This window comes from Pseudomonas sp. BO3-4 (assembly GCF_034044115.1).
GTDB classification, from domain to species: domain Bacteria; phylum Pseudomonadota; class Gammaproteobacteria; order Pseudomonadales; family Pseudomonadaceae; genus Aquipseudomonas; species Aquipseudomonas alloputida.
Genome location: NZ_CP139018.1, coordinates 4,664,025 through 4,677,138, shown reverse-complemented (window position 1 = coordinate 4,677,138; position 13,114 = coordinate 4,664,025). Strand labels below are relative to the sequence as shown.

The 13,114-nt window shown below is 58.4% G+C and carries 8 protein-coding genes; all 8 read right to left on the bottom strand.

The window, feature by feature from the left end; genetic code table 11:
* Positions 1 to 18: 18 nt before the first annotated feature.
* Complete coding sequence (gene wecB, locus REH59_RS21525) at positions 19 to 1,140, bottom strand: non-hydrolyzing UDP-N-acetylglucosamine 2-epimerase (protein ID WP_014860647.1); 1,122 nt, start codon at positions 1,138 to 1,140, stop codon at positions 19 to 21.
* Between the two features lie 14 nt (positions 1,141 to 1,154).
* Entirely contained in the window at positions 1,155 to 2,552 is a 1,398-nt protein-coding gene (locus REH59_RS21520) for a methyltransferase FkbM (protein WP_135198640.1), read from the bottom strand.
* A 14-nt stretch (positions 2,553 to 2,566) separates the two neighbouring features.
* Entirely contained in the window at positions 2,567 to 4,087 is a 1,521-nt protein-coding gene (locus REH59_RS21515; protein WP_014860649.1) for a hypothetical protein, read from the bottom strand.
* The gene (locus REH59_RS21510; protein ID WP_014860650.1) at positions 4,087 to 5,127 is read right to left on the bottom strand and encodes a tetratricopeptide repeat protein; all 1,041 of its coding nucleotides are present in this window, start codon (positions 5,125 to 5,127) and stop codon (positions 4,087 to 4,089) included. The genes REH59_RS21515 and REH59_RS21510 overlap by 1 nt, the downstream gene beginning before the upstream one ends.
* Before the next feature lie 323 nt (positions 5,128 to 5,450).
* A complete protein-coding gene (locus REH59_RS21505) occupies positions 5,451 to 7,871 on the bottom strand; it encodes a glycosyltransferase family 2 protein (protein ID WP_014860651.1) in 2,421 nt (806 codons plus the stop codon).
* Positions 7,872 to 7,881: 10 nt separating this feature from the next.
* Entirely contained in the window at positions 7,882 to 10,029 is a 2,148-nt protein-coding gene (locus tag REH59_RS21500) for a glycosyltransferase family 2 protein (protein WP_320450354.1), read from the bottom strand.
* A gap of 450 nt (positions 10,030 to 10,479) precedes the next feature.
* Complete coding sequence (locus REH59_RS21495) at positions 10,480 to 11,922, bottom strand: DUF4214 domain-containing protein (protein WP_014860653.1); 1,443 nt, start codon at positions 11,920 to 11,922, stop codon at positions 10,480 to 10,482.
* Positions 11,923 to 11,939: 17 nt separating this feature from the next.
* Entirely contained in the window at positions 11,940 to 12,821 is an 882-nt protein-coding gene (locus REH59_RS21490; protein ID WP_128573708.1) for a hypothetical protein, read from the bottom strand.
* Positions 12,822 to 13,114 lie beyond the last annotated feature (293 nt).

Sequence of the window (13,114 nt, the reverse complement as noted above, 5' to 3'; positions counted from 1 at the left end):
CATGCAAGGGCTAAAGGGTTAAGCGTTTTTCAGCAACGCTTGAATAATTCTTTGGCAAGCAGTGCCGTCGCCATACGGATTGTGAGCAAAGCTCATGGCCTTATAGGCTTCGTGGTCCGACAGAAGCCGCTTCAGTTCACGAACTATATTTGCCACATCACTGCCCACCAACTTTACCGTACCAGCGGCAACGGCTTCAGGCCTTTCAGTGGTATCCCGCATTACTAGAACAGGCTTCCCAAGCGATGGCGCTTCCTCTTGTATACCGCCTGAGTCAGTAAGAATGATGTGAGAGCGGCTCATCAAATGGACGAAAGGGAGATAGTCCATCGGCTCGATCAGGTGGACGTTGTTAATGCCTGACAGTAGGCGATTAACAGGTTCTCTTACGTTAGGGTTCAGGTGGACTGGGTAGACGATATCAACTTCTGGGTGCTGTTGAGCAACCTCCAGAAGCGCCTGGCAGATGCGTTCAAACCCGCTGCCAAAACTTTCGCGGCGATGCCCAGTAACCAAAATCAACTTGCGAGAAGGATCCAGAAAGTTAGATGGTGCCGAGGCTTTTTTATACAGTACCTCATCGTTTTTCAGGCGATTTACAACGTCCAAAAGCGCATCGATTACTGTGTTGCCGGTCACGACTATCGAAGCATCAGCAACCCCCTCGCGCAGCAGATTCGCTCGCGAGTCCTCGGTGGGTGCGAAATGTATGTTAGCCAATGCTCCGGTCAGCTTGCGGTTACCCTCTTCGGGCCATGGGGAATACAGATTGCCGGTGCGCAGCCCAGCTTCAACATGGCCAACAGGTATTTGGTGGTAGTAGGCAGCCAGGGTCGTAGCAAAAGTAGTTGCCGTATCGCCATGCACCAGGACCATATCGGGCTTGAAATCCTGGAAGACGCTTTTCATGCCTTGCAGGATCGAAGTGCTTACATCCGTTAGGTCCTGGCCTGGCTTCATGATGTTGAGATCAAACTCTGGTTTGATTTCAAACAATTCCAGGACTTGGTCGAGCATCTCTCTGTGCTGCCCAGTTACGCACACTCTCGCCTCGAAGCGCTCATCTGCTGCGAGTGCAAGCGCAAGGGGTGCCATCTTGATTGCTTCGGGGCGAGTGCCGAATACTGTTAGGATTTTCATGAGGTTATGCTCGTTTACACCTTATGGGGGATGGAGATAAGACAAGCGTCTTTTTCCATTTTGCGAGTAGACATCTGAGCAGTCAGGCCCTCAACTTCGATGTCTTTCAGCCATAGCTGGACGATTTCCTTTTCATCTTCACGGATGTAGTCGTCGAGCAAGATGTCGATGTGCGCATCTTTGAAACTTGCAAGTACCGAAGGCACTGCAGGATATCGCGCATGCTTTCCAAGGGATGCGGGTGGGCCGTCGACTATAATTAGTATCTTGATACCTGAACTTAGCTGCTCAGCCAATTTATGCAGGGCGGCGTGACAGCTGTAATATGAATATATGGTGCCATTGAGTGCCTTGAAATCAGCCAAAGGTGCAAGTTCTAATTGCACAGCTTCCAGTAACCCCGCGTTTCGCAAGTTCGCCTGCGTCTGCGCGTGGTACTGCTCCAGGTGTTCGAATGCCACCTGCACGGTGGCAGGCTTGCCGTGTTGCTGGCGAGCAATTCTCGCCAACGCTTTGGCAATAACTACGGTTGAAGTGCCAGAGCCAAACTCGAGGATCAAGTCATAATCATTGCCGTCGATTAATTCGACCAGGTACAGCGCAAAGTCCGGGCTGATCGGCCAACCGTGCATACCGGGCAAATGTTCGCCATGATTCAGATAGTTCTGAACGCCCATAAATGCCTCCAGCTGCTGGGCAGCATTGAGCATCTCGGACTTCATCGTGCGCTCCAGAGACTGTCGCACTTTGACCATTTCGGCATTCTGCTGCTTGATCTGTTCGCTCAAGGTTGCGTGATGTTTCTGCAAATCCTCGGATAACTTCTGAACAGCGTTTTTTTCGGGGGCTGGGCGAATGGCGCTTGGGCCTGGCTTTTGCTGGGCTTCCAGGGATGGCAGCCCAAGCTCGCCCAGTTCCTCGCGCACGCGTGCTTGTACCAGCAGGCGTACATCAGCGCCGGGCGCGGCAATTTTCACGGCGTTCTGGAAGTGCCCCAGCGCCTGTTGCGAGCGGCCAGCAATAGCCGTGGCGCGGCCCAGAGTATTGTGCACGCCAGCAATCAGCACCTGGCTGATCAGCTTCTTGCTGCAACCCCAGTCCTGGGCAAGGCGGGTGAACTGGCGCGCGGCGGTCATGTTGCCCAGTTGCTGGTGGGCGCCGGCAGCCAGAAGCGCCAGCTTGGCGCGGTCCGGGTGATGCTGTAGGGTTTCACGTTGCAGCTCGGCAAGGCTTTGCCAGTCCCCGAATTGCCATTGCGTGCGGCTGCGCTCAAGCAGGTTTTCGTCATAAGGGACTAAATGAGCATCTAGGCCTTCGTCGGCATCTTCCAGAACAACCGGCTCGGCAGCGGGCTGTTGCTTGACAGGTGGGCTCTTACGAAGGCGTAGCCAGTTGGCAATGGCTGTAAACATTGGCAAGCCCATATTCAAAGCCCTGGCTCGCGCAGAAGCAGATCTTTGATCAATTCGAGCTGGGCTTCGCTCTTGACCAGTTCTTCTTCCAGCAAGCGCTGCCGATGCTGATACTCGACCGCTTCACGCTCAAGTGTGTGCACATAACCCTGATTGGCTTCGAACGTATCCTTATGCTCGGCCAGCGCCTTCTGCAACTGGTCACGCTGTTCGCTGACCTTGTCCAGGTGCGCTTTGTATTCACTGGCCGATCTGGTTTGCCCCTCGCAGGTTTCGGTGAGCCTGGCGTTGTCCTTGGCCAAGGCATCGCGTTCGCTAGCAAGCTCGCTGGCCTTGGCGCCGAGCGCGTCAGCGCGGGCCTGGCGTTCGTCTGCCAGTTGGGTCTGCATCTGGCAGGCACCCGCCAGCTCGGCCCGTTGGTTCTCCAGCGCTTCGTTGATCAGGGCCAGTTCGCTGTTGCGGCTAGTCAGTGTGGCAAGCTCTGCTCGCAGGTCGTCTATCTGGCTGGCTTGCTGGTCGTAAGCTGAAGTCAACGCTGCATGCTGCTGCCGTAGCGCTTCGCAAGCGCTGGCAAGCTGGTCGCGCTCATTGCCAATTTCATGAACTTGCGCCTGCTGGGCGTTAGCCTGGCCGGCCTGTTCTTGCAACGCCTGATGCAGCTCTTCTTGTTGGGCTTGCATTGCTTCGCACGCAGAGGAGAGCCGGGCGTTCTCGCTTGCCAGCTCATCGAGCTGTTGCTTTTGCTCGTTGGCCAGCCCGGTCAGTTCGAGCAGGGCGACGTCGCGTTGCTGCAGTTGCTGCTCCAGCTCCTGTAGCTGCTGCTGTCTGTTTTGAGCGGCAGACGAAGACTGTGAGCGTAGCTGTGCAACTGCGCTGTGCAGGCGATGCTGTACCAGGCGCGTAGCGTTGCGTTCGAATAGCAGCTGGCTTTGCGGGAAGATGGCGTCCGGGTTGTCGGTCACCAGCTCGAAACCAATGCCGTCCATCCAGGCGATGATCTCGCTGTCACTGGCATCATCCTGGTACAGCGGCTCGCTGCTGCATTCGATAATCACCCAGCTGAAGATGTGCAGTGCGGCTGCCGGGGTAGCTTGCAGTAACTGTAATGCCTGCCCCGGTGCGGCAATGAGCAATGCGTGGGGTTGCCGGCCGTCCAAGGCCTGTTCGGTCACGATCGCTTCAAGGCTGCGGGCTGGAACCTGCAATGCTTCATCGCGGCGCAGATTGGGGTAGTAGGTAAACAGGTCGGCTGCCTGGTTGAGGCTGCTGTAGGCCAGGTTGTTCAGCGCTTGCAGCGTTGCCACCGGCTGTGCGTCGCCGGTAACGGCTACCGCGAGCAGGTGTTCCCCCTGGTCATGACGCAAGCGACGGCCCAGTTCCTCGGCCAGGCGTGGATGGGCCTCGGCCAGCAGCAACTGGCGGCAGCCCAGCTGGCGCCAGTCGCCGAGCTGGCTGCCGGTACCGGCACCCACGATCAGGCTGGTGTCCAGCCCGTCAGCGCTGTGTTCATGAATGTGGCGCAGCAGCTTTTTCATTACTCAATGGCCTCGTCCAGCCGGGTTTCGACATCGTCTAGCAGGGCTTCAAGAATGCATTGCGCCTTGCGCAGTTCATGCAGTTGCGTCATGCCAGGCAGGGTGTTGTCACTGGGCTCGCACAGCAGGTCACCCAGCAAGGCGCATGCCTGGGTGCTGTCCGGGCGCTTGAGCAGGAACGACTTGAGCAGGGCGATGGCTGCTTCGCGCTGCTGTTGGCCAAGCAGCAGGTCAACACGCTGCGGCAGACCGTGGTCTTGCATGTACTTCAGACGCTTGGCCAGCGCGGTGTCCTGCGGTTGCAGGGCAATGGCCACCTGCAGGGCCTCTTCGGCCTGTTCGAACTGGCCCAGGGCAAACAGGCTGTTGGCCATGCCCAGGTGCGCCCAGTGCAGGCGCAGGTCGCAACCAGCGGCTACGCGGAACGCGTCCAAGGCCTCGCCGGCATTGCCCTGCAGCATCAGGCATTCACCCAGCTTGCAGTAACTCAGCGGGTTTTCGCCGAGTGCGCCGTTGATGGTGGCCCATGCAGTTTGAGCTTCAGCGACCTCGCCGGTTTCTTGCAGGCGTGAGGCAAGCCGATAGGCCTGTGCGAAGTTTCTCAGGTTGCCAGCAAAGCGGCTGTAGTTGGCTTGGTTCATCAGCTCGGTCAGCATGCCCAGGCCAAGCGCTCGCGGGATCTGAGGGTAGCTGGGCTCGCGTCGCTCCGGGCCGAAGGCAACGGGCTCGCCGCCAAGAATGCCGCCGGTGTCTGCAACGCGTGCGGTCAGGCTGTGCACCTGGCCGTCGAACAGTTCGTGGGACAGTTGCAAATCGAACATATAGCAACCATCGCCTATCCCGGCGGTTTGCAAGTCTTCTCGAAACTGCTGCGCAAGGCCTTGGGCAACGACTTCACCATTGGCGATAATTTCAATGGTCAGCCGTTTTTGTGGTTGAGCAGGAGCAAACGCCCAGCCGAATGCGCGGTCGTCAAGAATGTAATCGAAATGGCCGTTGACTTCGGTACTTGATGCTGCCGGTGCAGATAGGGAATTCATGGCGTTTGGTCTGCAATTGAGTACGAGTGGAGGTTTGCTGGCCGCCCCTGATGATGGCAGTGCAGCCGTAGGGCCGCGGGCATGCGCCGGGACAGCGACCGTGCGTGCGTGTCGATGCCGTGCCCTGATGAAATAAAGCGCTTGTTTACCGTGTGGTTAATCAGGCAATAAATTTTTATTGCCATACCGCAAACCCGGGCTAAGCTTGAAACTGATTGGAATAACAATGTGCCAGGCACGGCATAACGCACTGCGTGGGTCAAAAGAGCCAGCACAGTGAACAGAAGTGAAAATTTTTGGGCATTGCCATCCATGCCGTACACCTATTGATTCCTTTCTTCCCAGGCTCCAAGGGCAGGCTGGGTATGCTTCCGTTTAGCAAAGCTGCTAACGGGCATTGCTAATCCACCGTAAGGCCCGGTCAAGTAATCCAAGGCTAACGCTGGGTTATAAAACGGGTCATTGTAGTGGCCGATCGTCCAGCGCTCAATGAATTTTTGCTGTTCGCGTTGAGCGCGCGCTCTTTTTTCAGGCGCCAAATCTTTGCCGCGGCTGGCGGATTCTGCGTGGATGAGTTGTGCACCTGCACTCCACACCAGATGTAACCCTTGTTGTTGAATCCTCATGCAAAGGTCGACATCGTTGAATGCCACCGGGAACGTGAGCTCATCAAGCCCACCCACGTCGTCGAACACCGCTTTGCGCATGAGCATGCAGGCTGCCGTGACTGCACTTTGGCGACGCGTTAGCTGGTTAAAACCGAGATATCCCGGATCGTCTTCTGCTAGCGTATTGCCACTATGTGCAGCCAGGCCATTGATACCTACTACTACACCGCCGTGCTGGACCATGCGGTTGGGCCACAATAACTTCGCCCCCACTGCGCCTACGTTCGGGCGCAGAAGTTGCGCCACCATTTCTTTCAGCCACCCGCTGTCGATGATTTCTATATCGTTGTTCACCAAGCCGATCACGTCACCCGTTGCCAGATTTGCTGCGCGGTTATTGATGGTCGAGTAATTGAACGGGAAGGGATGGCGCAGCACTGTGACACCGCGCTCAGTTAATGCTGTTAGATAATCCAGGGTCTGCGGGTCGGTGGATTGGTTATCCACAACAATGAGTTCGAGGTTCTGGTAGTCGGTGTTGTTAAGTAAGCCTTCCATACATGCGGCCAGCAATTTGTACTGGTCACGGGTTGGCACGATCAGGCTGACACGGGGCAGTTCCACGGGTAATGGCCAGTGGGCCCGCAGCAAGGCGGGGTAATTGTTCACTCTGCTCACAGTCGCCCCTGTTGCCAGCTGTTCGCACAGCCAGCTGATAGCCTGCTGGCGTTCGGGGGAGGGCGCTGCCTGCTCGGGGCTGGCGGCAGCATGGTGGGCGCGGTGGTACAGCACGCGGGGCAAGTGGCTCACGCATAATTTGTTGCGCTGCGTGGCTAGCGCGACCGCCGCGCTCAGCTGGTGGAAGTTGCAGGCCTGTGTGCCCGGCCCGGCGGTTAGCAGCGCCAGCGCGTGCTCAATAACCTCTTTGCCAAATATTGCGCCTGGCGTAAAGATATCGGCGCCGATGAACAGGTCAATGTCCCATGTGGGTTTGAACCAAGGGAAGCTGCGTTCGCCTTGTGCGCCATCACGGTCGCAGTCGGCGTAACCCCAGGCACTACCGTCGTCCAGCAGGGCGCTGAGGTGGGTAAGTGCATGCCCTGCCAGCCGGTCTCCTGCCACCAGCGGCAGGATCCGATCACACCCCGCCTCGAGCAACTGCCGCAGCCCAAGGGTGAGCATCTGCGGTGGCGTGGCCGCAAGGGCATGCACGCCGAGACGGTCAGCGCCCAGGCTCGCCAGGCTGCCCTGCTCAAGGTTGTTGTCACCGTCGCTGATCAACAGGATGCCGAGAGTACCCTGCAGGGCGGGGGCGGGTGCTTCGCCCAGGCGCTGAAAAGCGTCAAACCACTGTGGGTACAGATGCCAGCCTGCGCTTTTGGGAAGGCGCAAAGCCTGCTCCCTGGCGAGGCCGCTCAACAGGGCGAGGGTGCGGTCGTCCTCGGTTGCAGGTAGTTGTTGAAGCAACCCCTCAAGCCCCTCCGGCAGGCAGCACAAGCGGACCGGGCTGCCTGGCAATGGCTGGCCAAGGTCATTCACTACCTCCAGAACATGCAGTTCACCATCGGCAAGCTCCCAGGGCAGGTCGATGGCGAAGCCGTGGTCGGCACTCGCTCGGTAGGCCAGCGCCTGGTGATGTTGGTCGCAAATTCCGTTCGCGACCTCAATGCCGCCTTCGCGTACGCTGATTTGAACGTGTCGGCGGGGTGCTTTGGGGTCCCAAGCCCAGCCGCTCAAGCGTAGGCCGCCTGTATGCCAAACCTGTGAAGCAATGGCTGAGGTATCCAGGGTTGGCGCGGCAGGGATTTGCACCCGGCCTTGAAGTGGCAAGCCGGTATTAGCTATTTGCGCCGTGATCGAGCGGGCTTCGTCCAGCCAGCTTTGGCGCAGCTGCACGGAAAAGCCGTGGAATTGGTCCCCCTGTGGAGCACAGGGTTCGTATTGGTCGGCGCGGGCAAGTGCGACGCTGGCGCCGTCGATGAGCACTTCAACGATCAAGCGTTGCTCGGGTTGGGCTGCATCGAATGCCCAGCCCTGCAATACGTCGCCCTGCAGGCCGGTGATGGCTCCGATTGCAGTGGCGGGGTTGACGATAGGGTCGCCCGCCTGGGGCGTATCAAGGGCTGCATGGGGCATCAGGCTTGGCTCAGTAAAAAGTTAGTTGGGTAATCGGGGCTGCGCCGAGTTGGTCGGCAATTGCCCCAGGGTTAGCGTACAGCGGCACGCCTAGCTCGGCGGAAAGCGCCGCTGCGGGCCAGCCCGCATCTGGGCTTTCAGCCAGGCTCAGTACGGCTTCACAGCCAGCAGCTTTGGCTCGGTCGGCAAATGAGAAGCCAGCTATCTGCGGCAGCAGGTGTACCGTGCCAGTGGCTTGCAGTGATTTCAGCCATGGTGTCTCTGCCTTCGCCAGCAGTACCGTGGGCAGTGCCTGGCGCGCCAGCTGCCGTGCCAATGCCAGCCATTGGTGCCCCGTTGTGGCGTCGAGGTCGTCGCCGATCAGGATTGCGCGATGTGTTTTTGTGGATAGTTCTAGTGGTGCTGCAGTGGCGTCAGTGCGCAGATTGCTACCGGGAAGTTCGGTTACATCAGCACTCTGCAGCGCTTGCCAAGGCAGTTGGATGCTGGTGGCCTTGCTTGCGAACCGCCGCCAGTCGTACGAAACGTCGTTCTCCAGCAAGAGCGGATCACGGCAAATGATGCGATAGGGTGTGCCCAACAGCGAAGGAAGTCTGCACAGTTCAGTGGGGCAGCGGTGCAGGCTTTCGAATACGAGCTCGTCTTGAGGTAGTAGGCGAAGCGCTTCTACCAGTTTGTCGAGGTCTCCTGGCAGTTCGAAGTCGAGAGTAAGGGGCAGGGCTGCCACTGGTGCCTGCAAGCAGACCCATGTTCGATGTGTGTCGTGCTGCCATGTCAGGTTGAATCGGGCGTCGTTGGCCTGTCCGCTGTTGAGGTGCAGGGTTTTTTTGCCTCGTGCTGGCCAGTCCCCGTGGCCCTTGCCTGCGTAGCGGGCAAGCTGCGCCAGGCGCGCACGTTGCAGGGCGTCACGTGCCGGTTTTATGGGGTCGCGCAGGCAGAAAGCCTTATAGCGAGCTGACGCATCCGGGTACCTTTTGCGCAATACAGCGTTGTTCTGCGCAACGCGGAGATTTTTTTCTGCGCCGAATGAAATGCCACCTTGGTGTGCCACAAATACGTTGGGTGCCCCTACGTGCTTCCAGCCTAAGCCGCGCGCGCGTAGGCACCAGTCGGTTTCTTCACCGTAACCACGGGACAGATGCACTTCGTCCAGGTAGCCCACCTGGTCGAGTGCGGCCCGCTTGATATACAGGCAAAAGCCGCAGCCGGTCTCTATTTCCATCGGTGGGCTGTCAACCTGGCGAGCCAGTTCATCCAGCTCGGCCTGCGCCTGAGCGCTAGGCATGGCATGGCTGACCTGGCTTTTGGGAAAGCTCATCAGCTCACCGTTATTGGTGAATGGAGTTACCGAAGCAATGCGTGCATCGCTGTAAGCCACTTGGCGAAGGCGGTCTAGCCAGGCCCCGTGCACGCGGGTGTCGGCGTTCAACCACACCACGTCCTTGTTAGGGCTCATGGCCATCGCACGATTCATGCTACGGATGAAGCCAAGGTTCACCGGATTGATTACCAAGGTAATCTTGCCTTTGCCGGCTAGAACCTTCAAAGCCTTGGCTAGCGCAGGTACGGGGGTTTGGTCTTCTATCACCACCAGGCGGTGCGCAGTGCGGTTAAGTTTGCGCGCTTCTAGTGCGCTATTGATACATTCCAATGTTTCGTTGAGGCCGTCATACACGGGAATCAGCACATCAACTGGCTGCTGCTGGCCCCCGCCCTTTGCGCTGGGAGGTGGCTGGAAAACCGGCATCGCATACACCGGGCTGCCCAGTAGAGCAGTGCCATTGGCAAAATGCAGGTGCACCTGTGGGGTAGGGCTTGGCACGCTCACGCGCAGGCCGCCGTGAGTGCTCGGCAGGCCCGCAGCGCTGAGCAGTGGATGTTCAGCGCCGGCCGCGGCATTTACCTTCACGCCGTTGACATCAATCACCAGCGCCGCAGGGGCTTGCGGGTTGGCCATGTCCACAGCCCAACCCTGGATCTCCCTTAGCTCCGGTAGGTAGCGCACCACACCGACGGTGCGCGGGGCATCGGCTTGCCCGGCAAGCAATTTGAGTACGTGCGCCAGCTCTTTACCACTGTGAATTTCCGGCAGGTGAGCGAAGATCATGCGGCGCAGTTCGGCCGGTGTTGCTGTCTTAGCGCGGGCTTCCCACAGCATCAGGCGTAAGACAAGGTCGTTGGGTTGAACTTTCCAAGCAGTGGTCAGGTAGCGAGTGGCAAGTTCGAAGTGATTTTGCGCCAGCAGGCTGCGCCCGACCAGGGCATGAACGTCAGCCCGCTCGGGTAAGGACTTGGCGGCATTGGCAAAATATAAAAACGCCAGCTCCGGCTTCTGCGGCAGGGCCGCGATGCCTTTCCAAACCAGTGCCTCCGGCCGATATTCAGCGGTTTGCAGTGCGCGCTCGAGTGCGGCGGCTGCCAGCTGAGGCTCGTTGGCCTGGCGGTGGCGATGGAAAACGTCCAAGAGCGTTTCTCGCCCATGGTCAATGATTCTGGACATAAGCTTGGCTTGGCTATAAAAAATAAAAAGAGGGGCGACCCGAAAGTCGCCCCTTTGGCATATGCCCAGCCCTAAGGCCAGGCATATGCGGCGCTACAGCAGGGCTAGTTAAACTTGGCCGTGCAGTACAACAACGTTGTCGTTGTGAGCAACGGCTTCGTCGGAACCAACGATTGCCAGGGCAATGTCTGCTTGCGAAGCACCAGCTTCCAGCTGAGCAGCCCAGTGCGCCTTGCCGGCGTCATCAGCAGTACGGTCCAGAGCGGACTGGTACAGCGAATCGATGAAGTCGGAGTTGGCTTTCGAAGCTGCTTCGGCAGAGCCTACGATCGCCTGGGCGATGTCGGCACGGCTAGCGCCGTTGAACAGCTGGGATACCCAGTCTTGCAGGCCAGCTTCGTCAGCTTCGCGACCCAGGGCAGCTTCGTACAGGCTTTCAACGAAGGTACCGTTCGACGCATCCAGTGCCTGAGCTTCGGCCGAAACCGAGATGGCAGCAGCTACGTCAGCCAGGCTGCCGCCGTTGGCCAGCAGGTCGGTCCAGACGCTGGAGCCGGCGTCGTCAGCAGCACCACGACCCAGCAAGGCCTGGTACAGGTCGTTAACGTCAGCAGCGTTGTTAACGCCTGCGAATTCGGACGAATCCAGCAGGGCATTGGCAACGTCGGTCAGCGAACCACCGTTGTTGACATAACCAGTGAAGAACTTGGCGCCTTCCTGGTCTACGTCGCGGTCCAGGATGCCTTGGTACAGGCGCAGGGCAGCAGCTTCTGCGTCGTTGTGGGCCAGGGCAACAGTTTCAACTTCTTCACCGTTGACGAAGGTCAGGAACTCAGCGTCGGTGATCGAAGCGGTTTGGTTACCGGTCAGGTTGACGTTGAAGTTGTTGCCGACTGCGAAGGCATAGTCATCGCGCGAGCCGTCCAGCTGGACAACGTCGTAGCCAGCACCAGCGTTGACGATGTCAGCGTGGTTGCTACCGCTCAGGATGATGGTGTCATCCCCGGTACCGGTGGTGACGTTGTTGTTGCCAGCGCCAGCGATAACGGTGTTGTTGCCGTTGCCAGTAACGATGGTGTCGTTGCCGTCGCCAGCATCGATCAGGGTGTTCTGGTCGCCTTTGACGGTGATGGCGTCGTCACCGTTGCCGGTGGTAACTACCAGTTCGATAGCCGAGGTGTCGACTGCAGCCAGGGCAGCGAAGGCCTGAGCGTCGGCAGCAGGGGCAGCAGCTTGACCTTGCAGGTTCACGACGAGGTTGGCATCGCTCTGCAGGTTGTAGACGGTGGCGCCAGCGGTTTCGGCAGCGGCCAGGTCAACAACGACGGTGTCGCCCTTAACGCCTTCGACGGTGCCTTGAACGACGCTTGCAGCGCCGGATTCTGGCAGCTGAACGGTGGTGCCGGTGATGCCAGCAACTGCAACGGTCTCTACGTTATCCAGGTTCAGCAGGCTGTTGATAGCCTCGATGGTGGAGTCGGAGAGGTTGGCGCTTTCGGCGGTCAGGGTTGCCAGCAGATCGCTGCTCTGTACGGGATTATCGTATTGCATTGTGTATTCCTGTTACTTCAGGCCATCTGGCCCGCTGCAATAGTGTTCTGCTCAGTTGCAGAGTTTTCCCACGGAGACTTAAGGCGGGCAGCGTTCATCTTCGTAACGGGGGTCAGGGCGATATGCAGCGCCACCAACGGCTCGTTGCCGGTGGGGCCATGCATCATCTGATTGGCGACCAGGTGCTGTGGCTCGGCTTTGCCGAACACCACCAAGCCTGTCAGTTCATAGTGTTTGCGCAATGGCCCTACCAGGCTAAAGCCGACGCACAGCAGCGGCAGGCCTTGAGCACGGGCACCAACAAAGGTGCCGGTGGAGACATTCCGGCAGGGGCCGGAGCCGGCCACCATGCAGGTATAGAGCAGATCGACGCCGGCGGGCTTTTCAGCCCAGTCGACGGCAAAAGATTCGATGAAGTCGTCAGTGCCTGGGAGACCGACCCAGCCCTCGCTGGATATCACTTCACCCGCCTTTTTCAGGTGCGCTATAAGCGTGATGGGCAGCGGCTTGGAGCTGGCCGCAATGGCCTGAGCGGGCTCTGCGGTCGCGACCACGGCGTAGGTGCGCATGATGGCGGGGGATGTGTCGATGCGGTCGATGCGCAGGTCGACGGGTTCGATCACTTCGTCGAACATGTGGTATTCGGTGATCAATATGGTGGTAACACCACCTTTCACCCGCGCCACAATGGTGTCGCCCAGCTTGGTCAGCATATTCTTGCTGACGCCCTCGGCGGGGAAGAAATCGATAGAGCCTTTGCCCAGCGGTGCTTGCTGCAAGGCAATGCATACGGGCTTGTCTGTCTGGGGCTGCGAGGCGTAGCGGAAGATATACATGCCCGGCTCGAGCAGCGTAACCCGAGAGCTTATTTTCAGGCCGTCAAGGGTCTGCGAAGGCATAGACATGGCGTTGTTAAGCTCCTTTTAAGCAAAAACACTGGTAGCTAACTTGCTCAAACCCGTGCGTGCACCAAACGGCCAGTGATGGCTCCCTGCGAGTGGCGAAGATGCCGTCCGAGGGCAATGTTGTCAACCACAGATTCTAAAAAAAATTTCATATCCACTGGGAACTTAGCGATCAATCAAGAGATCAGCAGGGTCTTTTAGGGGGGGCTTGACTAGAATGCTGGGGGTAAAAAAATCACCTGAAAGGAGCAAGAAATCAATGGATTGCGAAGGATTAAGAGCGATGT

What these genes read in the sequence shown, in the direction of transcription:
- wecB (WP_014860647.1), bottom strand. Translation starts at nt 1,140, where the DNA reads ATGAAAATCCTAACAGTATTCGGCACTCGCCCCGAAGCAATCAAGATG.
- REH59_RS21515 (WP_014860649.1), bottom strand. Translation starts at nt 4,087, where the DNA reads ATGAAAAAGCTGCTGCGCCACATTCATGAACACAGCGCTGACGGGCTG.
- REH59_RS21495 (WP_014860653.1), bottom strand. Translation starts at nt 11,922, where the DNA reads ATGCAATACGATAATCCCGTACAGAGCAGCGATCTGCTGGCAACCCTG.
- REH59_RS21500 (WP_320450354.1), bottom strand. Translation starts at nt 10,029, where the DNA reads ATGCTGTGGGAAGCCCGCGCTAAGACAGCAACACCGGCCGAACTGCGC.
- REH59_RS21505 (WP_014860651.1), bottom strand. Translation starts at nt 7,871, where the DNA reads ATGCCCCATGCAGCCCTTGATACGCCCCAGGCGGGCGACCCTATCGTC.
- REH59_RS21490 (WP_128573708.1), bottom strand. Translation starts at nt 12,821, where the DNA reads ATGCCTTCGCAGACCCTTGACGGCCTGAAAATAAGCTCTCGGGTTACG.
- REH59_RS21510 (WP_014860650.1), bottom strand. Translation starts at nt 5,127, where the DNA reads ATGAATTCCCTATCTGCACCGGCAGCATCAAGTACCGAAGTCAACGGC.
- REH59_RS21520 (WP_135198640.1), bottom strand. Translation starts at nt 2,552, where the DNA reads ATGTTTACAGCCATTGCCAACTGGCTACGCCTTCGTAAGAGCCCACCT.